19 protein-coding genes and 1 tRNA gene are annotated in these 22,423 nt (G+C 68.8%); 11 read left to right on the plus strand and 9 right to left on the minus strand.

What is annotated here, in order from left to right; genetic code table 11:
- Positions 1–17: 17 nt before the first annotated feature.
- Positions 18–2,720 (minus strand): preprotein translocase subunit SecA, encoded by a 2,703-nt coding sequence (secA, locus tag ACRWK7_RS08225; protein ID WP_431855720.1) that lies wholly within the window; start codon positions 2,718–2,720, stop codon positions 18–20.
- Positions 2,721–3,027: 307 nt separating this feature from the next.
- On the opposite strand from secA, the gene ACRWK7_RS08230 reads away from it, so the two are divergent.
- The 5 genes from ACRWK7_RS08230 (at position 3,028) to ACRWK7_RS08250 (ending at position 9,499) form a co-directional block, all read left to right on the plus strand.
- A complete protein-coding gene (locus tag ACRWK7_RS08230; RefSeq protein ID WP_431855721.1) occupies positions 3,028–3,978 on the plus strand; it encodes a peptidylprolyl isomerase in 951 nt (316 codons plus the stop codon).
- Positions 3,979–4,123: 145 nt separating this feature from the next.
- Positions 4,124–5,359, plus strand: coding sequence for a bifunctional glutamate N-acetyltransferase/amino-acid acetyltransferase ArgJ (gene argJ / locus ACRWK7_RS08235; protein ID WP_431855722.1), 1,236 nt, complete (start codon positions 4,124–4,126; stop codon positions 5,357–5,359).
- Positions 5,360–5,364: 5 nt separating this feature from the next.
- Positions 5,365–5,823, plus strand: a complete 459-nt coding sequence (locus ACRWK7_RS08240; protein ID WP_431855723.1) for a (deoxy)nucleoside triphosphate pyrophosphohydrolase — start codon at positions 5,365–5,367, stop codon at positions 5,821–5,823.
- Positions 5,824–6,201: 378 nt separating this feature from the next.
- The gene (gene recQ / locus ACRWK7_RS08245; RefSeq protein ID WP_431855724.1) at positions 6,202–8,088 is read left to right on the plus strand and encodes a DNA helicase RecQ; all 1,887 of its coding nucleotides are present in this window, start codon (positions 6,202–6,204) and stop codon (positions 8,086–8,088) included.
- A gap of 97 nt (positions 8,089–8,185) precedes the next feature.
- A complete protein-coding gene (locus tag ACRWK7_RS08250) occupies positions 8,186–9,499 on the plus strand; it encodes a solute carrier family 23 protein (protein ID WP_431855725.1) in 1,314 nt (437 codons plus the stop codon).
- 15 nt (positions 9,500–9,514) lie between these two features.
- Here ACRWK7_RS08250 and ACRWK7_RS08255 read toward each other — a convergent pair whose 3' ends face one another.
- Entirely contained in the window at positions 9,515–9,706 is a 192-nt protein-coding gene (locus ACRWK7_RS08255; RefSeq protein WP_431855726.1) for a hypothetical protein, read from the minus strand.
- Between the two features lie 162 nt (positions 9,707–9,868).
- On the minus strand, positions 9,869–10,477 hold the full coding sequence (locus ACRWK7_RS08260; RefSeq protein ID WP_431855727.1) for an OmpA family protein: 609 nt from the start codon (positions 10,475–10,477) through the stop codon (positions 9,869–9,871).
- A gap of 161 nt (positions 10,478–10,638) precedes the next feature.
- On the opposite strand from ACRWK7_RS08260, the gene ACRWK7_RS08265 reads away from it, so the two are divergent.
- The 3 genes from ACRWK7_RS08265 (at position 10,639) to ACRWK7_RS08275 (ending at position 13,580) form a co-directional block, all read left to right on the plus strand.
- Positions 10,639–11,664, plus strand: a complete 1,026-nt coding sequence (locus ACRWK7_RS08265) for a DctP family TRAP transporter solute-binding subunit (RefSeq protein ID WP_431855728.1) — start codon at positions 10,639–10,641, stop codon at positions 11,662–11,664.
- A gap of 119 nt (positions 11,665–11,783) precedes the next feature.
- Complete coding sequence (locus ACRWK7_RS08270) at positions 11,784–12,293, plus strand: TRAP transporter small permease (protein ID WP_431855729.1); 510 nt, start codon at positions 11,784–11,786, stop codon at positions 12,291–12,293.
- A 3-nt stretch (positions 12,294–12,296) separates the two neighbouring features.
- Positions 12,297–13,580 carry a TRAP transporter large permease gene (locus tag ACRWK7_RS08275; RefSeq protein WP_431855730.1) on the plus strand — a complete coding sequence of 428 codons (1,284 nt, stop codon included), beginning with the start codon at positions 12,297–12,299 and terminating at the stop codon, positions 13,578–13,580.
- 25 nt (positions 13,581–13,605) lie between these two features.
- Here ACRWK7_RS08275 and ACRWK7_RS08280 read toward each other — a convergent pair whose 3' ends face one another.
- Both ACRWK7_RS08280 and ACRWK7_RS08285 read right to left on the minus strand, forming a co-directional pair.
- Positions 13,606–14,532, minus strand: a complete 927-nt coding sequence (locus ACRWK7_RS08280) for a DMT family transporter (protein ID WP_431855731.1) — start codon at positions 14,530–14,532, stop codon at positions 13,606–13,608.
- Positions 14,529–14,819, minus strand: a complete 291-nt coding sequence (locus tag ACRWK7_RS08285; RefSeq protein WP_431855732.1) for a hypothetical protein — start codon at positions 14,817–14,819, stop codon at positions 14,529–14,531. Before ACRWK7_RS08285 ends, ACRWK7_RS08280 begins: the two co-directional genes overlap by 4 nt.
- A gap of 154 nt (positions 14,820–14,973) precedes the next feature.
- Here ACRWK7_RS08285 and ACRWK7_RS08290 point away from each other — a divergent pair, with 154 nt between their 5' ends.
- Positions 14,974–15,576, plus strand: coding sequence for a DUF4337 domain-containing protein (locus ACRWK7_RS08290; RefSeq protein ID WP_431855733.1), 603 nt, complete (start codon positions 14,974–14,976; stop codon positions 15,574–15,576).
- A gap of 108 nt (positions 15,577–15,684) precedes the next feature.
- Here ACRWK7_RS08290 and ACRWK7_RS08295 read toward each other — a convergent pair whose 3' ends face one another.
- The 3 genes from ACRWK7_RS08295 to ACRWK7_RS08305 all read right to left on the minus strand — a co-directional run bounded on the left by ACRWK7_RS08295 (position 15,685) and on the right by ACRWK7_RS08305 (position 17,207).
- Positions 15,685–16,485 carry a hypothetical protein gene (locus ACRWK7_RS08295; RefSeq protein ID WP_431855734.1) on the minus strand — a complete coding sequence of 267 codons (801 nt, stop codon included), beginning with the start codon at positions 16,483–16,485 and terminating at the stop codon, positions 15,685–15,687.
- On the minus strand, positions 16,482–16,637 hold the full coding sequence (locus tag ACRWK7_RS08300; protein WP_431855735.1) for a hypothetical protein: 156 nt from the start codon (positions 16,635–16,637) through the stop codon (positions 16,482–16,484). Before ACRWK7_RS08300 ends, ACRWK7_RS08295 begins: the two co-directional genes overlap by 4 nt.
- A gap of 495 nt (positions 16,638–17,132) precedes the next feature.
- Positions 17,133–17,207, minus strand: a tRNA-Thr gene (locus ACRWK7_RS08305).
- A 172-nt stretch (positions 17,208–17,379) separates the two neighbouring features.
- Between ACRWK7_RS08305 and ACRWK7_RS08310 the strand changes: the two genes are divergently transcribed.
- Together ACRWK7_RS08310 and ACRWK7_RS08315 are read left to right on the plus strand one after the other, a co-directional pair.
- The gene (locus ACRWK7_RS08310; protein WP_431855736.1) at positions 17,380–19,986 is read left to right on the plus strand and encodes a methyl-accepting chemotaxis protein; all 2,607 of its coding nucleotides are present in this window, start codon (positions 17,380–17,382) and stop codon (positions 19,984–19,986) included.
- A 136-nt stretch (positions 19,987–20,122) separates the two neighbouring features.
- Positions 20,123–21,361: a phenylacetate--CoA ligase family protein gene (locus ACRWK7_RS08315; RefSeq protein WP_431855737.1), complete on the plus strand. Its 1,239-nt coding sequence runs from the start codon at positions 20,123–20,125 to the stop codon at positions 21,359–21,361.
- Between the two features lie 5 nt (positions 21,362–21,366).
- Here the strand turns inward: ACRWK7_RS08315 and ACRWK7_RS08320 are convergent, their stop codons facing one another.
- On the minus strand, positions 21,367–22,419 hold the full coding sequence (locus tag ACRWK7_RS08320) for a class I SAM-dependent methyltransferase (RefSeq protein ID WP_431855738.1): 1,053 nt from the start codon (positions 22,417–22,419) through the stop codon (positions 21,367–21,369).
- Positions 22,420–22,423 lie beyond the last annotated feature (4 nt).

Raw genomic sequence — 22,423 nt, forward strand, 5'->3', positions numbered from 1 at the left:
AAAGGGGCTTTGCGGGATCAACCGACCTTGCCGTGGCAGTGCTTGAACTTCTTGCCCGACCCGCAGGGGCAGGGGGCGTTCCGCGGCGTGGAGGCCCAGGCGTCATCGGTGGCCGCAGCGCCGGCGGAGCGGCGCATGCCCTCGGGAAGCTCGTCCTCGCCTCCGGCCATCGCCAACGCCGGGTCCGTGCGGCTCTCGTGCATCTCCTGCATGCGCTGGGCGAACAGCTCCTCCTCGGTCGGCTGCAGGCGGATCTCGACGTGCATCAGCACGCTGGTCACCGACTCGCGCAGGTTCACCAGCATCGTCTCGAACAGCTCGAACGCTTCGCGCTTGTACTCGTTCAGCGGGTCCTTCTGCGCGTAGGCGCGCAGGCTGATGCCCTGGCGCAGGTGGTCGAGCTGCAGCAGGTGGTCCTTCCATTCCTGGTCGAGGAGCTGCAGCAGCAGGCTCTTCTCCACGTGGCGCATGGTCTCGGGGCCGTAGTTCGCGACCTTGGCCGCGTACTTGGAATCCGTCGCCTCGCGCACGCGCTCCTCGATCTCCGGCTCGGCGATGCCCTCTTCCTTGGCCCACTCGGCCACCGGCAGGTCGAGCCCGAAGACGCGCTTCACCTCCTCGTGCAGACCGGACATGTCCCACTGCTCGGAGTAGGAGTTGGCCGGGATCGACGAGGAGACCATCGCGTTCACCACGAAGTGGCGCATCTCGCGGATGGTGTCGCCGATGTCCTCGGCGTCCATGATCTCGCGGCGCTGCTCGTAGATGACCTTGCGCTGGTCGTTCATCACGTTGTCGAACTTCAGCAGGTTCTTGCGCGTCTCGAAGTGGTGCGCCTCGACCTTCTGCTGGGCCTTCTCCAGCGCCTTGTTGATCCAGGGGTGGATGATCGCCTCGCCCTCCTTCAGGCCGAGGCGCTGGAGCATGCTGTCCATGCGCTCGGACCCGAAGATGCGCATCAGGTCGTCTTCCAGCGACAGGAAGAACTTCGACGCACCCGGGTCGCCCTGGCGGCCGGAGCGGCCGCGCAGCTGGTTGTCGATGCGGCGGCTCTCGTGCCGCTCGGTGCCGACGACGTAGAGGCCGCCGGCCTGCTTCACCAGGTCGCGCGCCTTTTCGACCTCGTCCTTGATCTGCTGGATGCGGCGCTCGCGCTCGGCCTCGTCGGTGACCTGGGCCAGCTCGGTGCGGATGCGCATGTCGACGTTGCCGCCCAGCTGGATGTCGGTGCCGCGGCCGGCCATGTTGGTGGCGACCGTGACGGCGCCGGGGCGGCCGGCCTGCGCCACGATGTAGGCTTCCTGCTCGTGGTGGCGGGCGTTCAGCACGTTGTGCGGGATGCCCTTGCGCTTGAGCAGCGCCGACAGCTCCTCCGACTTCTCGATCGAGGTGGTGCCGACCAGCACCGGCTGCTGGCGCTGTCGGGCCTCCTCGATCAGGGTGACGATGGCGTCGTTCTTCTCCGAGGCCTTGCGGTAGACCTCGTCGTCGTGGTCCTTGCGCGAGACCGGCAGGTTGGTCGGGATGTCGACGACCTCCAGGCCATAGATCTCGCCGAACTCGGCCGCCTCGGTCATCGCCGTGCCGGTCATGCCGGCCAGCTTCGGGTAGAGGCGGAAGTAGTTCTGGAAGGTGATCGAGGCGAGCGTCTGGTTCTCGCGCTGGATCTCCACCTTCTCCTTGGCCTCCAGCGCCTGGTGCAGGCCTTCCGAGTAGCGGCGGCCCTCCATCATGCGGCCGGTGAACTCGTCGATGATGACGACCTTGTCGTCCTTGACGATGTAGTCCTTGTCGCGGGTGAACAGGTGGTGCGCGCGCAGCGCCTGCTGGGCGTGGTGGACCAGCGCCACGTTCTGCAGGTCGTACATGCCGCCGGTCTTCAGCAGGCCGGACTCGCGCAGCAACTCCTCCATGTGAACCTGGCCGGCCTCGGTGAAGCTGACGGCGCGGTGCTTCTCGTCCTTCTCGTAATCGGCGGGCGTCAGCTGCGGGATCAGCTGGTCCACCGCCACGTACATCTCGGACGAATCCGTCGAGGGACCGGAGATGATGAGCGGCGTCCGCGCCTCGTCCACCAGGATCGAGTCGACCTCGTCGACGATGGCGAAGTTGAAGGCCCGCTGGACGAGGTCCTCCAGCCGGAACTTCATGTTGTCGCGCAGGTAGTCGAAGCCGAACTCGTTGTTGGTGCCGTAGGTGATGTCGGCGGCGTAGGCGGCGCGGCGCTCGTCGTCGTCCAGGCCGTGCACGATGCAGCCGACGCTCAGCCCGAGGAAGCGGTAGACGCGGCCCATCCACTCGCTGTCGCGCTGGGCCAGGTAGTCGTTCACGGTGACGACGTGGACGCCCTTGCCCTCGATCGCGTTGAGGTAGGTGGCCAGCGTGGCGACCAGCGTCTTGCCTTCGCCCGTGCGCATCTCCGAGATTTTGCCCTGGTGCAGCACCATGCCGCCCATCAGCTGCACGTCGAAGTGCCGCTGGCCGAGCACGCGCTTGGCCGCCTCGCGCACGGTGGCGAAGGCGTCGGGCAGGATGTCGTCCAGCGTCTCGCCGTTGCTGAGTCGGCCGCGCAGCCAGTCGGTGCGCCCGCGCAGCTCCTCGTCGGAGAGCGCCGCCACCTGCGGCTCCAGGGCGTTGATCTGCGCGACGGGCTTTTGCAGGGCCTTGACCACGCGCGTGTTGGCGGTGCCGAAGATCTTGCGGGCGAGAGCACCGAACATGAAAACCTCAGGTAAACGGATAGAGCGGGGCCTGCTTCGAACGGCTGTCACATAGGACCGTTGCCGGGGCGTGTCAACGAGACCCGCCGGCCGGAATCCCTGCCACGAAGCGGCCACACCTTAGTGCAAGCCTCGGACTTCTCCAACGGAACTTTGGGGCGAAAGCGCCGCAGGTCGGCGCCACCGACCTTGCCGAGCGGGGTTGAGCCATGCTTAATCGGTCCCAAATACCCGGGCGCGGGGTGCCGGCGGACGGCCCCGCGCCGACTCCTCGACCAAACTCCGCCCGGAAGGAATAGGGATTTCCATGGTGAACCGAGTGCTCCGCAGCGCGCTGCTGTCGTTCGCGGCCTGCGGCCTGGCCCTGGCCGCGCACGCCCAGACCACCCCGGCGACGCCCCCGGCGCCGGCCACGACGCAGGCGGCTCCCAACCCGGCCGTCGGCACCGATCCCGTGGTCGCCCGCGTCAACGAGCAGGAAGTCCACCTTTCCGACCTGATGCGTCTGGTCAGCCAGCTGCCGCCCCAGGTGCAGCAGATGCCGCTCGACATGATCTATGGCGCGCTGGTCGACCAGTTGGTGAACCAGAAGCTGCTCAGCGCCGCCGCCTATAAGGACGGCCTGGACAAGACCGAGGAGACCAAGGCCGAGCTGAAGCAGGCCGAGGAGCGCATCGTGCAGCGCGCCTTCATCACCAAGGCCGTGCAGTCGCGCATCACGCCCGACAAGCTGGACGCCGCCTACAAGGACTACCTGAAGAACAACCCGCCACAGGACGAGGTGAAGGCGTCGCACATCCTCGTGGAGAACGAGGCCGAGGCCAAGGACATCATCGCCCAGCTGAGCAAGGGCGGCGACTTCGCCAAGCTGGCCAAGGAGAAGTCGAAGGACACCGTGGCGGCGGCGCAGGGCGGCGACCTTGGCTACTTCACCAAGGACACGATGGTCGAGCCGTTCGCCAACGCCGCTTTTGCCATGAAGCCTGGCGAGATCAGCAAGGAGCCGGTGAAGACGCAGTTCGGCTATCACGTCATCAAGGTCGAAGACAAGCGCAAGGCGCCGCCGCCGACGCTGGACGAGATGAAGCCGCAGCTGGAGAAGGAGATGTCCAAGGACATCGTCACCGCGGTGATCGACGACCTGCGCAAGGGCGCCAAGGTCGAGACCTTCCAGGTCGACGGCTCGCCGATGCCGAAGGAAGAGCCGGCGGCGGCCCCGAAGACCGATGCCAAGCCGGCCGAGCCGGCGAAGAAGTAAGCGCCGGCCCTGCTGCCCCCACCCCGACCCTCCCCCGCTAACGCAGGGGAGGGTGCCTCCATTCCCCTCCCCTGCGAAGCGGGGGAGGGTTAGGGTGGGGGCAAGTGTCTCCGCCTCGACCACCCCACCGCCCACGGACCACCCCATGGCACTGCCCGTCTCCCCGCTCGCCCCGGCCTCGTTCCCGTCGCTGCCCGTCATCGCCGGCGTGCGCTTCGCCACGACCAACAGCGGCATCCGATACAAGGGGCGCGACGACGTCATGCTCGCCGTGCTCGACCCGGGCACCACGGTGGCCGGCGTGCTGACCCGCTCGAAGACCGCCTCGGCGCCCGTGGAATGGTGCCGCATGGCGCTGGCGCACGGGCAGGCGCGTGCGGTGGTGGTCAACGCCGGCAACGCCAACGCCTTCACCGGCAAGGCCGGCGACGCCACGGTGCAGGCCACCGTGAAGGCCGCGGCGGCGCTGGCCGGCTGCGCCCCGGCCGAGGTCTACCTGTCCTCCACCGGCGTGATCGGCATCCCGCTCGCCCCCGATGCCATCGCCCGCGTGCTGCCGGCCATGGCCGACGGCTTGTCGGAGGACGCGTGGGAGGCTGCCGCCCGCGCCATCATGACCACCGACACCTTCCCGAAGGGATCGACCCGCACCGCGGTGCTGTCGGGCCGGACGGTGACCATCAATGGCTTCTGCAAGGGCTCGGGCATGATCGCGCCGGACATGGCGACGATGCTCGGCTACATCTTCACCGACGCGGCGATCCCGGCGCCGGTGCTGCAGGCCCTGCTGTCGGAGATCAACGAGCGCTCGTTCAACAGCATCACCGTGGACGGCGACACCTCGACCTCCGACACCGTGCTGTTGTTCGCCACGGGCAAGGCCGGCAACCCGCCCCCGGCGGTCGCCGAGGATCCGGAACTGGCGGACTTCCGCCGCGCGCTGGAGGAGGTCAGCCTCGACCTCGCGCAACAGATCGTGCGCGACGGCGAGGGGGCGACCAAGTTCGTCGCCATCACCGTGACGGGCGCCGACAGCGATGCCGCCGCCAAGCGCATCGCCCTGACCATTGCCAACTCCCCGCTGGTGAAGACCGCCATCGCCGGCGAAGACGCCAACTGGGGCCGCATCGTCGCCGCTGTGGGCCGCGCCGGCGAGCGCGCCGACCGCGACAAGCTGAAGATCTCCATCGGTGGCGTGCTGATCTGCGCCGACGGCATGGAGGTGCCGGGCTACGACGAGGCGCCGGTGACCGCGCACATGAAGGGCAGGGAGGTGGACATCCTGGTCGACCTCGACCTCGGCGGGCCGGGCCGGTCCACCGTGTGGACCTGCGACCTGACGCACGGCTACATCGACATCAACGGCAGCTACCGGAGCTGATCGGCGTGGACCTCGACGAGCCGACACCCTGCTTCAACCCGAACTCCACCCCGCCGGCCGGCACCAAGCGCGTGGTGTTGGTCGTCGCGGTGGCGCTGGTCGATGCCGACGGGCGCGTGCTGCTGGCGCAGCGCCCGCCCGGCAAGACGCTTGCCGGCCTGTGGGAGTTCCCCGGCGGCAAGGTCCACGCCGACGAAACGCCGGAGGCCGCGCTGGTGCGCGAGCTGAAGGAGGAGTTGGACATCGACACCGCCGCCAGTTGCCTCGCCCCCTTCACCTTCGCCTCGCACACCTACGAGGACTTCCACCTGCTGATGCCGCTGTACGTCTGCCGTGTGTGGAACGGCACGGTGCGGCCGCTGGAGGGACAGAAGCTGGCCTGGGTCACGCCGAACCGTATGGGTGACTACCCGATGCCGCCGGCCGACGTGCCGCTGGTGGCGATGCTGCGGGACCTGCTGTAGCGGGTATTTGCCAAGGCGGCTGCACGCGCCTATATTGGGAGGTAGCCGATGGGTGCTGCTACACCCACCGGCTACCTCCTTGGTGGTTAGCGGCGGTTCCGGCGGATCTTGATCCCCAGCCTCGCCACTCGATCACCAGGAGAATGGGCATCTTCTTCATGCCTTATCCTCCTTTGAAAGCGGCGGGTGGCCAATCCACCCGCCGTTTCCATTTACGCGCGACGCGGGAACGGAGCACAAGCGTATTCGCGGACGACGCGCTGTCGCACCGATGTCCGCGCAGGACTGCCAGAATGGCGCTTCACCGGCGCGGGGATCTGTGCCACATCATAGCCGTTGTATGACGGCCAGCCTTACGGCCACCGGATTTAGCATCGGATGAGCGTGGATACGCTGTTCTCCAGACACACCGACTCGGCGCTGGACGTGCTGCGCAGCGTGTTCGGCTACGACGCGTTCCGCGGCCAGCAGGCGGACATCATCAACCACGTGATCGCCGGGAACGACGCGCTGGTGCTGATGCCGACCGGCGGCGGCAAGTCGCTGTGCTACCAGATCCCGGCGCTGGTGCGCAAAGGCGTCACCATCGTGGTGTCGCCGCTGATCGCGCTGATGCGCGATCAGGTGACGGCGCTGCGCCAGCTCGGCGTGCGGGCGGCGTTCCTCAACTCGTCGCTGGGCGCCGCCGAGGCACGCGAGGTCGAGCGCGCCATGGTCAACGGCGACATCGACCTCGTCTACGTGGCGCCGGAGCGGCTGGTCACCGAGCGCTTCCTCGATCTGCTGGACCGCACCGAGCTGGCGCTGTTCGCGCTGGACGAGGCGCACTGCGTCTCGCAGTGGGGGCATGATTTCCGGCCGGAGTACCTGCAGCTGTCGGTGCTGCACGAGCGCCACCCGATGGTGCCGCGCATCGCGCTGACCGCCACCGCCGACGCCCAGACCCGCGCCGAAATCGCCGACAAGCTGAACCTGACCGAGGCGCGGGTCTTTCTGTCGTCCTTCGACCGGCCCAACATCACCTACCGCATCCAGCCGAAGAAATCAGAGCGTCAGCAGCTCCTGGCCTTCTTGCGCGAGAACCACCCGGAAGACGCCGGCATTGTCTACTGCATGTCGCGCAACAAGGTGGAGGAGGTGGCGCGCTGGCTGAACGAGCAGGGGCGCGAGGCCCTGCCCTACCATGCCGGCCTGCCCGCCGAGGTGCGCGAGGCGAACCAGGACCTGTTCATCAAGGGTGAGGGCATCACCATGGTGGCGACGGTCGCCTTCGGCATGGGCATCGACAAGCCGAACGTCCGCTTCGTCGCCCACCTCGACCCGCCCAAGAGCCTGGAGGCCTACTATCAGGAGACCGGCCGTGGCGGGCGCGACGGGCTGCCGGCCAACGCCTGGATGGTCTACGGCATGGCCGACGTGGTGCAGATGCGCCAGATGATGGAACAGTCCGAGGCCGCCGAGACGCACCGCCGTGTCGAGCGCTCCAAGCTGGAGGCGCTGCTTGGCTTCTGCGAGACGGCCACCTGCCGCCGGCAGGCGCTGCTGAACTATTTCGGCGAGCACATGGCCGAGCCCTGCGGCAACTGCGACACCTGCCTGGAACCGGTCGAGAGCTGGGATGGCACCATCGTCGCGCAGAAGGCGTTGAGCGCCTCGTACCGCACCGGCCAGCGCTACGGCGTCGGGCATCTGGTGGACGTGCTGCTCGGCAATTCCACCGATAAGGTGGTGCAGCAGCGCCACGACGGACTGAAGACCTTCGGCTGCGGCAAGGAGCTGTCCAAGACGGAATGGAGTTCGGTGTTCCGCCAACTGGTCGCCGCCGGGCTGCTGACCGTGGACATGGAGGGGTACGGCAGCCTGCACCTGACGGACGCCGGCGTTGCCGTGCTCAAGGGCCAGCGCGCGGTGACGCTGCGCAAGGACCCGGTGGTGGAGAAGCGCCGCTCGGTGCACGACGCGATGCGCCGGCAGGTGGCGCGCGGCGGCGGGCGGAGCGGCGACGGGGTGTCGCGGGCAGGGGCGCGCGGCGCGCTCAGCCCGGCCGACGACGCGCTGTGGCACGCGTTGCGCGCCTGCCGGCTGGATCTGGCGCGCGACCAGGGCGTGCCGCCCTACGTGATCTTCCACGACTCGACGCTGCTGGAGATGGTGGAGCAGAAGCCGCTGGACCGGCAGGCGTTCGCCCGGCTGCCCGGCGTCGGGTCGCGGAAGCTCGATCTTTATGCAGATTCCTTCCTGGACGTGATCCACAAGCACGCCTGACCCATTCCCGGCATGGGGCAGAGGGCAAGTGTTTGACGCGGGCGTCACCCCGCGGTATCGGTCGCTACTTCAAACAGGGTTCAGGAACCAGCCACCGATGACCGCCGTCACCCGCGACCGGGTGCTGGACGTCCACGAGCGTCCGGCGCCGGCCACCTTCGTCCTGCTCAGCCTGCAGCACCTGTTCGCCATGTTCGGCGCCAACGTGCTGGTCCCCATCCTCACCGGGCTGGACCCGGCGGTCGGCCTCGTGTCGTCGGGGCTGGGCACGCTGATCTACCTGGGCTTCACCAGGTGGCGGCTGCCGGCCTATCTCGGCTCGTCCTTCGCCTTCATCGGGCCGATCCTCACCGCCACCGCCATCGGCGGCACCGGCGGCGCCCTGGTCGGCGCGTGCGCGGCGGGCGCGGTCTACGTGATCGTCGCCTTCCTGATCAAGGGCTTCGGCGTGCGCTGGCTGCTCGCCATCCTGCCGCCGATCGTCATCGGTCCGGTGATCGTGGTGATCGGGCTGGGCCTCGCCTCGGTGGCCGTGGGCATGGCGCAGAACACGGCGGGCGGCGGCGCCTACAGCCTGCCGCACTTCCTGATCGCGCTGTTCACGCTGGGCAGCATCTTCGTCTACTCCATCGTTCTGCGCGGCTTCTTCACCGTGGTGCCGATCCTGCTGGGCATCGTCACCGGCTACTTCGGCGCGCTGGCCGCCGGGCTGGTGGACTTTACCCTGGTCGCCAACGCGCCGTGGTTCCAGGTGCCGAACTTCCACCTGCTGTTCTCGAACATGAAGGAGGGCACCTCGGTCATCGCCATGATCCTGATGATCGCGCCGGTCGCCCTGGTCACCATCGCCGAGCACATCGGCGGCCAGATCGTGCTGAGCCGCGTCGTGGGGCGCAACTTCATCAAGGATCCGGGCCTGCACCGCTCGATCCTCGGCGACGGCGTCGCCACGATGGTTGCTGGCGCCATCGGCGGCCCGCCGGCCACCACCTACGGCGAGAACATCGGCGTGCTGGCGGTGACGCGCATCTTCAGCGTCTGGGTCATCGGCGGGGCGGCGACCATGGCGATCATCCTGGGCTTCGTCGGCAAGCTGTCGGCCTTCCTGGCGACCATCCCGACGGCGGTGATGGGCGGCGTGTCGATCGCGCTGTTCGGCGTCATCGCGTCCTCGGGCATCCGCACGCTGATCGAGGGCAAGGTCGACCTGGGCGACAAGCGCAACCTGCTGATCTCCTCGACCATCCTGGTGATCGGCATCGGCGGCGCCTCGCTCAAGTTCGGCGACGGCGGCTTCGTGGTGTCGTCGATGGCGCTGTCGGCACTGCTGGGCGTGCTGCTGAACGCCCTGCTGCCGGGCCGCGGCACCGGCGAAGAGGCGGAGGAGATCCTGTCCTCCAGCCACGTGTAAGGATAACGGGCGCGCTCAGTGAGCCGGACAGAAGCCCCGGCCGCTGAGCGCGACATCGGCGTTGAAGCCCTCGGCGACGCGGTCGTTGCCGCCCGAGGCGAGGCAGAGCGTGACGTTGATGGCCGACAGGATCGTCTGATCGATCTGTTCGGGCTGCGCGTTGTAGCGCTTGATGGCGTGAAGGGCGCGAGAAACGGACTGGGCCACGGCACAATCTCCAAGAGCGCTTCCCGCGGGCTTATGGCCAAGCCCAAGTCTCCGCAAGGGAAGCGCAACCATGTTTCCCGCAAAGCTTCGGGCTGATTCGATTAACCGCGCGTAAACGCCGGACCTGTACCGGCGGCATACCTCCTCCTTGGAAGAGGGTACTTACCCGTTTACTTGCAGAGCGACGATTTCGACGCGTCGATTTTCGGGTGAGCGTGGATTGGCTTGGTCGATGAGGGCGCGCTTGCCCATGCCCGCAGCATCCAGCCGGGCGGCGGCGATCCTGCGGACACGCACCAGATAGTCCTTCACCGCCGCCGCGCGCCGGCGTGACAGCTCCAGGTTTCCGGCGTCGGAACCGACGTCGTCGGTGTGGCCGACGATGCGGAAGCGCACCGTCTCCGCTCCCGGGGCCGCCATCACCGCCGCCACGCGGTCGAGCACCGCCTGCGATTCGGGCCGGATGCGCGCCGAGCCGAAGTCGAAGTTGATGAGGAATGCCGCGGTCCGCTCCACCACCGTCGCTGGCGCCGGCGCCGCCGGCGCAACGACGACCGGCGGCGGCACCGGTGCCGGGGGCGGCTCCACCGGGGCGGCGGGGGAAGCCGGCATCACCACGAGGGCCGGCGGGCAGCCCGGCGGTGCCGAGCCCAGCAGCGCGCGAGCGATCTGACACTCGCTGGGGTTGGTGCCGAGCATCACCGCCGGTGCCTCGGCGGCCCACGCGCCCGTGGGTGCCAGCAACACCGCCATCCACCATCCCGCGCGCATCCGCCCCTCCCCGCCATAGACCGCTGGCATTGTCGGTCAAGCCCCTGTGTGGGTCAAACGGGGCAACTCTGTTGCGCATACCGACTGTGGCTTGGCGCGATCATGCCTGATACCATCCGCCTCCGAATGGAAATGGCATGACCAAAGGGAGGGATGCCGCAATGAAGTCGATGAAGGCGCTGTTGGCCGGTCTGGCGCTGGCCGCGCTCGTTCTGCCGGGCGCCGCGGTGGCCGCGGACTACAAGGCCGAATACAAGCTGTCCACCGTGCTGGGCAAACCGTTCCCCTGGGGCGTCTCCGGCGACCGCTGGGCCGAGCTGGTGAAGGAGAAGACCGGCGGGCGCATCAACATCAAGATGTACCCGGGCACGTCGCTGGTGAACGGCGACCAGACCAAGGAATTCACCGCGCTGCGCCAGGGCGTCATCGACCTCGCCGTCGGCTCGACCATTAACTGGTCGCCGCAGGTGAAGGAGCTGAACCTCTTCGCTCTGCCCTTCTTGATGCCGGACCACAAGGCCATTGACGCGCTGACCCAGGGCCCGGTCGGCAAGCAGCTGTTCGACCTGCTGGCGACCAAGGACGTGGTGCCGCTGGCCTGGGGCGAGAACGGCTTCCGCGAGCTGTCCAACTCCAAGAGGGCCGTGACCACGCCCGAAGACCTGAAGGGCCTGAAGATCCGCGTCGTCGGCTCGCCGCTGTTCCTCGACACCTTCACCGCGCTGGGCGCCAACCCGACGCAGATGAGCTGGGCCGATGCGCAGCCGGCGCTGTCCACCGGCGCCGTGGACGGCCAGGAGAACCCGCTGGCGATCTTCACCGCCGCCAAACTGCCGACGCTGAACCAGAAGCACCTGACGCTGTGGGGCTACGTCGCCGACCCGTTGATCTTCGTGGTCAACAAGGAGGTCTGGAACAGCTGGTCCAAGGAAGACCAGGAGGCCGTGCGCGCCGCCGCCCTGCAGGCCGGCCAGGAGGGGATCGCTTTGGCCCGCAAGGGCATCACCGCCACCGACGACAGCCTGATCAAGGATATCAAGGCGCAGGGCGTCGACGTGGTGCAGCTGACTCCTGACCAGCAGAAGGCCTTCCAGAAGGCGACCCGCCCGGTCTTCGACAAGTGGGTCCAGACCGTCGGCCCGGCGCTGGTCAAGCAGGCGGAAGAGTCGATCGCCGCGCGGAAGTAATCTACCGCAATCACCCCCACCCAACCCTCCCCGGCCTAGCCGGGGAGGGCTTTATCTCCTCCCCCGCCCGGCGGGGGGAGGTCGGGAGGGGGCAAACATCTTCATCGAACAGAGCCCCCATGAGTTCCGACCTCCTCGAAGCCGGTCTTGCCACCGACGCCCCTGAGACCCGCGTACCGATCACCATCGAGCGCGCGCTGTCGGCGCTCGCCATGGCGGCGCTGTGCGTCATCACCTTCGCCAACGTGCTGGCACGCTACTTCACCGACTACTCCTTCGCCTTCACCGAGGAGTATTCGATCTTCCTGATGGTGGTGATGACCATGCTGGGCTCCGCGGTCGCCGCGGCGGCCGACCGGCACATCCGCATCACCTTCGTCTCCGATCGCCTGCCCGCCCCGGTCCGTCGCGTCACCGATACCATCGCCTGGGGCGCGGCGCTGGTGATGTTCGGCTTCCTGATCTGGTACGGCGGCCGGCTCACCTACGACCAATGGCGCTTCGAGGAGACCTCGCCCGGCCTCGGCAACCCGCAATGGCTCTACACGGTGTGGATGCCGGTGCTGTCCGTGGTGGTGGCGCTCCGCATCCTCGGCCGCATGGCCCGCATCCTGCGCCGGAGCGTCTGAGCCATGGCGATGACCCTGCTCTTCCTGGGCTTCCTGGTGCTGATGCTGCTGGGCTCGCCGCTCGGCGTCGCCCTGGGCCTCGCCGGCACTCTGGCGATCGGCGAGGCGGGCCTCGGCATCCTGTCGGTGCCGACCAACGTCTACGCCGGCATCGCCAAGTACCCGCTGCTCGCCATCCCGGTGTTCATCCTCGCCGGCCTGATCTTCGAGCGCGCTGGCGTCGCCAAGCAGATCGTCACCTTTGCCTCGTCCATCGTCGGGTCGAAGAACGGCGGCTTGGCCGTGGTGGCGATCCTGGTGTGCATGGTGATGGGCGGCATCTCCGGCTCCGGCCCGGCGGACGCCGCGGCGGTCGCCACCGTGATGATCCCCAGCATGCGCAAGGCCGGCTACCCCAGCCCGTTCTCGGCCAGCGTCATCGCCGCCGCTGCGGCGACCGCCATCCTGATCCCGCCATCGGTGGCGTTCATCATCTACTCGGTGCTGGTGCCGCAGGCCTCGGTGCCGGCGCTGTTCGCCGCCGGCCTGTTCCCCGGCATCCTGGCCGGCCTGTCGCTGGTGGTGCCGACCGTGTGGCTGTCGCGCAAGCACGGATTCGGCCTCGCCGACGCCGGGCCGCGCCCGCCCTTCTGGGCCAGCCTGAAGGGCGCCGTCTGGGGACTGCTGGCGCCGGTCATCATCCTGGGCGGCCTGCGCGCCGGCATCTTCACGCCGACCGAGGCCGCCGTGGTCGCGGTGTTCTACGGGTTCGCCGTGGGCGTCTTCGTCTACCGCACGCTGACTTGGCGCATGGTCTACGACGTGCTGGCCGAAGCGGCCGAGATGTCGGCGGTGGTGCTGCTGATCATCGCGCTGGCCAGCGTGTTCGCCTGGGCCGGCTCGACCATGGGCGCCTTCGACCGGGTGGCCGCGGCGGCGGTGGCGGCGACCGGCAACGAGATCACGGTGCTGCTGCTGATGAACCTGGCGCTGCTGGGCCTCGGCATGCTGCTGGACGCGGTGTCGATCTTCCTGATCCTGCTGCCGCTGCTGACGCCGATCATGACGGCGTTCCAGTGGGACCCGGTGTGGTTCGGCGTGATGCTGACCACCAACCTCGCCATCGGCCAGTTCACGCCGCCCATGGCCGTCAACCTGATGGTGACCACCCGCGTGGCGGGCATCAGCATGGAATCGACGGTGCGCTGGGTGCTGTGGATGGTGGCGGCGATGGTGGGGGCGCTGGCGCTGATCGTCGCGTTCCCCGAGATCTCGCTTTGGCTGCCGCGCCGCCTCGGCTACGTCTGATATCAATGGCGCCTGATGGCTTCCATCAGGCGCCGTTCGCATGAGGACGGCGCGTCGCCAGCACCACGCCCGCCGCGATGAGGGCGATGCCGGCCGCGTGGAACCACTGCGGCCGTTCGCCGAGGAACAGCATGGCGAGGATACTGCCGAACACCGGGATCAGGTGGATCGACAGCCCGGTCCGGTTGGCGCCCAGCAGCAGCACCGCCCGGTTGAAGGCGATGTAGGCGAGGATCGACGGGAACACCGCGACGTAGCCGATGGCCGCCACCGAGGTCAGGGTGAGTTGCAGCGGCCGCCCGCTCAACCCTTCCCACACCATGAAGGGCAGCAGCATCGCCGATCCCAGCAGGAAGGTCACGACGATGAAGCTGAAGCCGTGCACGCCGGGCCGGCGGCGCAGCAGCGCGGTGTAGGCGGCGTAGGCGACGCAGGCCGCCAGGATCCACAGGTCGCCGACGTTGAAGCGCAGATTGGCGAGCGCGGCCGGATCGCCGCGCGACACCAGCGTCATGGCGCCGGTCAGCGACACCGCGATGCCCAGCGCCTGCACCGGGGTGACGGTGTCGCGGAAGAACAGGAAGCTCATGCCGACGATCATCACCGGCATGCTGGACTGGATCATCACCCCGTTGAGCGCGGTGGTGTGGCCCAGCCCGATGTAGGCGAAGGTGTTGAAGACCGCGATGCCCGGCACGGTCAGCAGGACGATGATCTTCCAGTGCCGCCGCATGACGGCGAGATCGCGCCGCAGGTAGGGCAGTGCGAAGGGCAGCAGGATGAGCGCCCCCAGCGTCCAGCGCCAGAAGGCGAGCGCCACCGGCGGCACCGCGTCCGCCACCGCGCGGCCGAGCACGAAGTTGCCCGACCAGAACAGCGGGGCCGGCAGCAGCAGAAACCACGGCTGGTCCCAGACGCGCGTGCGGCCGGCCGCCGCCGGTTCGCCGCTCATCCCCGCCGCGGGCTGCGGAAGCCGCCCCGATCGGCGTTGCGGTCACCGGTTCGGTCACCGGGCCGGTCGCCGGAGCGCGGGCCGCGGTCGTTGCGGCTGGGCGGCGGCGCCTTCAGGTCGGCCTCCATCTCGGCGATGCGCTTGACCAACGCCTCGCGGATCGCCGGGGCCGCATGGCTCTTCAGCGTGGCCAGCTGCTCCTTCATCTCGCGCAGCGCGCGCTCCTTCTGCTCGCGGGTGCGCTTGATGGCGACGTTGTCGGAATGCTGGCCGTCAAAGGCGCGCATGGATTTCTCACTCACGGGTCTGGTGGAACGGGGAACCCTGATACCGGGTCCGCCGGTCCCCGCGCAAGCCTCACGCGAACGGGGTAGCGCGAGACGGCGCGAGACGGCATCCTCCCCCCGCTCACCGGTTTCGGCCAGCACAAGGAAACACGAGATGTCCGAAGCGTTCGAACACCACGAGAAGGCCCATGAGGCGGCGCACGGCGGCCATTCCTCCAACCGCCGCATCGGTTTGATGATCGCCGGTCTGGCGGCTCTGCTCGCCATCTCCGAAGCCGCCGGCAAGAGCGCGCAGACCGAGGCGCTGAACCGCAACGTCGAGGCATCGAACCTCTGGGCCTTCTTCCAGGCCAAGACCATCCGCATGACCACCATGCGCACCGCCGCCGAGGAGGTGAAGCTGCAGATCACCCCCGAGTTGCCCGACGAGCGCAAGGCGGCGTTGCAGAAGCAGGTGGACAGCTGGAACCAGGCCGCTCAGCGCTACGACACCGAGCCCGAGACCCAGGAGGGCCGCAAGGAGCTGGCGGCGCGCGCCAAGCAGGCCGAGGCGATCCGCGACACCTCCCTGTCCGCCTACCATATGTTCGAGTACGGCTCGGCGGCCTTCCAGTTGGCCATCGTGCTGGCCTCGGCGACGGTGATCACCGGCTTCCTGCCGCTGGCGTGGCTATCGGCCGGCCTGGGCGTGCTGGGGACGGCCATCACGGTGATCGGCTGGCTGGCGCCGACCGCCCTGCATTTCGGCGGTCATTGATGCAGAAGAAGGCCCCGGAGCGCCGAGCGCTCCGGGGCCTTCGAAACTGGTGCCGGATTCGGGACCAGCGGCCTTCGCTGTCGCCGCGGTCTGCCTGGACGAGGAAGCTCAAAGAGCCCGGTACCGGGCCAGGCAGCGGTCGACCCACTCGACCAGACGGTCGGGCATCGAGGTCCGCTGGAACAGATCGGCCGCCCGCCGTCCGGTAGCCAGCAGCGCCTCGTCGTCAATGCCGTCGATGACCGCCGTGAGGTCGGCGTAGTCGTCGCGGCAGGGGATGTAGCAGCCGTCCAGCGTGGCATCGAAGGGCAGCAGCTCCGGCAGGTACGGCGACACCGTCGCGGCTCCCAGCGCCATGTACTGGTATTGCCCGCGGTCCAGCATGTTGTTGTTCTGCCCCGGCACGCACACCGCCAGCCGGATGCTGGACACGTTCCGCCAGAACGCCGGTTGCGGGAGCAGATCGCAGGCCAGCCGGTCGGTGAACGCCGCGCGCAGTTGGGCGAGGACCGCGTTGCGCCGCTCGACGGCGTTGCCGTAGGGGCGCTGGCGCATGGCGATGGTCATGGCACGGGCCGGGTCATAGGCGACCTCGGCGCGCAGGCATCCGAACCCGACCCAGTTGAAGAAGGACACCGGTGCGAACGGGAAGACGTTGGCGTAGCGCTCGTCGGTGCGGTGGTGGAACTTGAAGACTGGGAAGCGGCTATCTGAACGCCAGAGGCCGGCGTCGGAGCAGTCGAAGAGCGTCCATTGGCCGTCGATGTTGACGATGATCAGCGTCTCGCTTTCTGACGGGATCTCCTCCAACTCCACATGGGCACCGCCGTGACGCAGCACCTCCAGCACGCTGCGGAAGTGGATGTCGTAGTAGCGCTGGCCGGTATTGGCCGGGAACAGGACGTTCACGGCAGTTCCTCCTGGGCCGGCTTCAGAAGATCCGGCACGGTGCTGTCGATCGGGATCTGGTAGAGCCGCTCAGCCCCGTTGAGCCGGCCGGCCGGGCGAGCGCTCCGCGCAACACCGAGGTCGGGCCCATTGCCCGTAAGCTTCCCGAACATGGCAGGCCAACCGATGATTGCAAATGATGGGGGCACCCTAGCACAGCTGTCCGGTGCCTGGAAACGACCGGTCCATGAGGCGGGTCGGAGGCGTGGCCGCTCTATCCCTTGCCGCCGGACTTGTTATGCTGAAGCCGAGCACCGGCGTGCTTACGACTTCAGATGAGACGAGTTCACCATGGTGACGAACGGCTGATTTTGCACGCTCTTGCATTGCTCGGTATCGAAGAATTCCGATCTGAAGGCATAGCGCTTCGGCAGCCCCTGACGGACTGGATGATTGCTTTTGTTGAAAGCGGTGTCCGGTTTGACTATGGAACTGGCCAACTGGCCGCGTGTGCGCTGTTGGATATGGCCCCTGCAATCCAGAACATGATGGGCCCCCGCCGCAGGATTGGTGTTCCCGTGCTTGCCGGGTGCTTACTGGCATTCCCAAAGATGCCGATAGCGCACATGGAAAGGCCCCGGAAGGCGTTACCTTCCAGGGCCTTAGAGTGGTGCCGCAACAGGGATTTGAACCCCGGACCTACTGATTACGAATCAGTTGCTCTACCCCTGAGCTACTGCGGCGTCGGGCGGGGAACATAGCGGCGGAGCCGCCGCATTGCAAGCGCCTCGTGACCCTCCCGCGACAAAAAAACCTTGGGCCGTTAACGGTTTGTCCACCCGCAGTCGGCACGCTAAACAAAACTCTATTACAGAGCAGACATAAAACTAAAGAGCGTAGGGAAGGGGAACTCCCATGACCGCCAGTGTCAGCCCGATGGAGCAAGGCGCGCGCCGGTTCGGCGTGCGGGCCAAGCTGCTCCTCGCCTTCGCCGGGATCGCCGGCATGACCGTGGCCGCCAGTCTGGTCGGCCTGATGTCGTTTTCCGCGGTCGAGGCGCCGCTGACCCGCATCGTCGGCGTCAAGCTGCCGGAAATGGCGCTGGCCAAGCGCCTGTCCACCGAGAGCAGCAGCGTCGCCGCCGCCGCCCCCACCCTGGAATCCGCTGACAGCCAGGCGCGCCGGCAGGAGCTGGCGGAGCAGATCCTGGCCCGCGCCCGCGGTCTGATCGGGCTGGTGGACGATCTGGCGCGCAGCCGCGCAAACGACCCGCAGCTGGGGCAGGTGAAGGCGCAGGCGCAGGCGATGATCGGCACGCTGGAGCGCCAGAACGCCGCCCTGACCCGCCGTATCGAGGTGCGCGACCGCCGCATGGGCGCGCTCACCGATCTGGCCAAGACGCACGAGGCCTTCCTGGCCACCCTGGCCCCGCTGGTCGAGCGCTCGGGTGAGCAACTGCGCGCCAAGGGCGACTCCCTGCTCAACTTCACCGAGGTCGAGCTGAAGAGCATGGATCAGGCGCTGAGCGACTTGATCGCCGTGTACGAGATCCGCACCCAGCTGCTGGTGCTGGCCGACGCCGGGGAGCGCGCCGCCGCCTCGGAGGACATGGGCCAGCTCCTCACCCAGGAGATGGAGATCACGCGCGCCGCCTCCTCGCTGTTCTCGTGGCTCGCAAAGCCGTCGGACTGGATCGGCGGCGACAAGATGAAGGCCCAGGTCGAAGAGCTGTACCACCTGATCGACAGCCCGGAAGGGCCGGTGAAGATGCGCAAGGAGGCGCTGCGCACCGACATCTCGCTGGTCGAACGCTCCTCCTTCAACGAGCGCGCCCAGACGGCTGGCGCCGCCGTCCGCGGCCGTGCCCAGGAGATGACCGGCGAGTTCGACACGCTGGTCATGCGCGCCCGCGGCCGCATCAAGATCGCCATCGACACCGTGCTGACCGAGACCAAGGACTCGTTGAACGAGGTGCTGGTCACCGGCCTGCCGCAGCTGCGCGTGTACCTGGAGCTGGCCGCCTCTGGCAACCTGCTGGCTGGTGCGCTGAACGAGGCGGCGCAGGCCCCCGACGCCGAGCGCGTCGGCGTGCTGCGCACCCGCTTCGACGGCGCCGCGAAGGCGGTGGAGGAGCGCCTGAAGGCTCTCGGCGGGGCAGCGGGGCAGGACCTCGACAAGGCGGTCCACCGCCTGATCGCCTTCGGCCGCCGCGGCGACATCAACCTGTTCGCCCTGCGCGAGGCCGAACTGGCCGCGCAGGCCGAGGCCGCCAAGGTGCTGGGCGAGAACCGGGCGCTCGCCGCCCAGCTCTCCAGGACCGTCGAGGAGCAGGTCGCCGCCATGCAGGCGGAGACCGACCAAGCCGCGGCCGAGGCCGGCGCCGCCATCGAGCGGGGCCGGGTTTGGCTGATCGCCTTCGCCGTCGGCAGCCTGGTCGGCGCCGTGCTGCTGGCCTGGTACACGGTGGGCCGCGTCATCGTCGCCCGCATCCAGCGTCTGGCCGAAGCGATGCGCACCATCGCCGGCGGCCAGCTCGACGCCGCCATCCCGCAGGGCGGGTCGGACGAGATCACCGACATGGCGCAGGCACTGGTGGTGTTCCGCGACACCGCACGGCAGGCCGCCGAGGCCACCGCCCGCACCGAGGCCGAGCGCACCCGCGCCGCCGAGGAACGCCGCCGCATGCTGCTGGAGATGGCCGACAGCTTCGAGAAGGGGGTGCGCGGGGTGCTCGACCGCGTGTCGCGCGCCGCCGACGAGATGCACGACGTCGCCAAGAGCATGACCCGCACCGCCGAGCAGACCACCGGCGAGGCGGCGACCGCCGCCGCCACATCGCAGCAGGCTGCCGGCAGCGTCGAGGCGGTGGCCGCGGCGACCGAACAGCTGTCCGCCTCGATCCAGGAGATCGGCCAGCAGGTCAGCAATTCCAGCCGCATCGCCCGGCAGGCGGCCACCGACGCCGAGAAGACCGACCACACCGTGGAAGGACTGTCCGACGCGGCGCAGAAGATCGGCGAGGTGGTGCAGCTGATCTCCGACATCGCCAGTCAGACCAACCTGCTGGCGCTGAACGCCACCATCGAGGCGGCGCGGGCCGGCGATGCCGGCAAGGGCTTCGCGGTGGTGGCGAGCGAGGTGAAGAACCTCGCCACCCAGACCGCCAAGGCCACCGAGGACATCGCGCAGCAGATCGCCGCGATGCAGACGGCGACGCAGGAGTCGGTGGGCGCCATCCGCTCGATCGCCGGGACGATCCGCGCGATCAACGAGATCGCCGCGACCATCGCCGCCGCGGTCGAGCAGCAGAGCGCCGCCACCCGCGAGATTGCCCGCAACGTCGGCGAGGCGGCGGACGGCACCCGCCACGTGCGCGAGAACATCGACATCGTGGCCAAGGCCGCCGCCGACGCCGGGCAGTCGGCGCACAAGGTGCTGGACGCCTCCACCGCCGTGGCCGACGAGGTGCGCACGCTGGGCACCCAGGTGAACCAGTTCGTCACCCACATGCGCGCCGGCTGAGTCCAGAAGCCCTCTCCCGGCCCCACCGGGAGAGGGCCATCGCCGTTCCCATTCCCCTCGGAGCGCCCCTTGTGCGGGGCCGGGCGCCACGCTACCGTTGCCGGCAACGACAAGAAGCCTGGGAACGGAAACGCACATGAGCGGCGAGCACTACGATACCCTGGAAACCCGCGACCCGCAGGCGCGCGAGGCGGCGTTGATGGCGGCGCTGCCCGGCCACATCGCGCACGCCAAGGCGAACGCGCCGGCCTATGCCCGGCTGCTGGCCGAGGTGGATGCCGCCGCCGTCACCAGCCGCGCCGCGCTGGCCGCCCTGCCGGTGACCCGCAAGTCGGAGCTGACCGAGATGCAGGCGGCCGAGCCGCCGTTCGGCGGGCTGACCGGCGTTCCGGCCGGCGATCTGGCGCGCATCTTCTGCTCGCCGGGGCCGATCTTCGACCCGGAGGGCCAAGGCGGCGACCACTACCGCACGGCGCGCGCGCTGTACGCCAGCGGCGTGCGCAAGGGGCGGATCGTCCACAACTGCTTCGCCTACCACTTCACCCCGGCCGGCCGCATGTTCGAAGCCGGCGCGCACGCCATCGGCTGCCCGGTCTTTCCCGCCGGCACCGGCAACACCGAGCAGCAGGTGCAGGTGATCGCCGCGCTGAAGCCGGCCGCGTACGTCGGCACCCCCGACTACCTGAAGATCATCCTCGAGATGGCGGACGAGCTGGGCGTCGCGCTGCCCTCGCTGACCATCGGCCACGTCACCGGCGGCGCCTTCCTGCCGCCGCTGCGCGCCTTCTACGCCGAGCGCGGCATCCAGGTGTACCAGAGCTACGGCATCGCCGACCTCGGCCTGATCGCCTACGAGACGACGGCGCGCGAGGGCCTCGTGGTGGCCGAGGAGGTGATCCTGGAGATCGTCCGCCCCGGCACCGGCGATCCGGTGCCGGACGGCGAGGTCGGCGAGGTGGTCATCACCGTGCCGAGCCACGGCGTCTACCCGCTGATCCGCTTCGCCACCGGCGACCTGTCGGCGGTGCTGCCGGGAACCAGCCCGTGCGGGCGCACCAACACGCGCATCAAGGGCTGGATGGGCCGCGCCGACCAGACCACCAAGGTCAAGGGCATGTTCGTCCATCCGCGCCAGATCGCCGAGGTGCTGAAGCGCCATCCGGACGTGCTGCGCGCCCGCCTTGTGGTCGACCGCCCGGGTGATGCCGACACCATGCTGCTGAAGATCGAGGCGGTGCCGGAGCCCGGCCTGGAGGCCGCGGTGGCCGACACGCTGGCCGCCGTCACCAAGCTGAAGGGCCGCGTCGAGATCGAACCGCCGGGCAGCCTGCCCAACGACGGCAAGGTCATCGACGACGTGCGCAAGTACGACTGAGGCGTTCAGGCCGGCTTCAGCGCGACGAAGCGATAGTACCGCAGCCCGTGGCCGAGCACCTTGAGGCGCGCCCACCACAGCTGCAGCTCGCGCGCGAGGCCGGCCATCAGGCCGCGGTCGGCCGTTGCGTTCTGCAGCGCGTCGGCCAGCCAGCGGACGCGCTCGACGATCAGGCGGCGCAGCTTGGCGGTGATATCCTCGACGATGCGCACGTCCATGTTCCGCTGCACCAGCTCGTCCTTCATGCGCTGGGCGGTCCAGGGGTAGAGCTCCAGAGGCTCGGTGTCCTTCCAGGCGTTCCAGCTGTCCCACGAGGCGGGCGCGCCGTCGATGACGTAGTCCATCAGCAGCGCCGACCCCCTGGGCTTCACGCACTCACACAGATGGTCGAGGTACGGCCCCTTGTCGCGCACCCGGTGCAGGATGCGGTCGGCGAGCACGAGGTCGTAGCTGCCCGCCGGGTTGAAGCTCTCCGGGTCGTAGGGCATCACCGGCGCCTTGCGGCCGAGGTCGAGCGCCTCGGACCGGCGCTGGCCCAGCTTGGCCAGCAGCGGTGACGGCTCCAGTGCCGTCACCCAGGTGTCGTAGGCGCCGACGATGGCGCGCGCCGCGCCGCCCAGCCCGGCCGAGCAGTCCAGCACGCTCTTTGCCGGGTTCAGCCCGAACGGGCGCACCGCGTCCACCATGAACTGGGCATCGCCGGGGCCGACGAAGTCGTCCCCCCACAGCATCTGCGCGCCGCGCACCTGCTCCACCGACCAGACGGGCTTGCCGCGGCGGTCGATGTCCAGCCCTTCGAGCTGGCGGACCTCGGGGTCCTCGTCAAATTCCGGGGGGACGGGAGGTGGGTCGTCGATGAGAATGGCGGGCGGCGGTTCTGTCGCCGCCACGGTCTCCAGCCGGCGCGGCGAGGGCTTGAGTTCCCAGCGCGCGGCGCGCATCGCCTTGGCTTCCTTGGCCTGGGCGTAGAGGTGCGCGAGGTCGTAGCCCTCCCACCACGCCTCCAGCCGGTCCCGCCAATCCGGGTTCAACCAGCGCTGGATGTCGTTCGGATCCACCGGC

It is taken from the genome of Azospirillum sp., assembly GCF_050789165.1.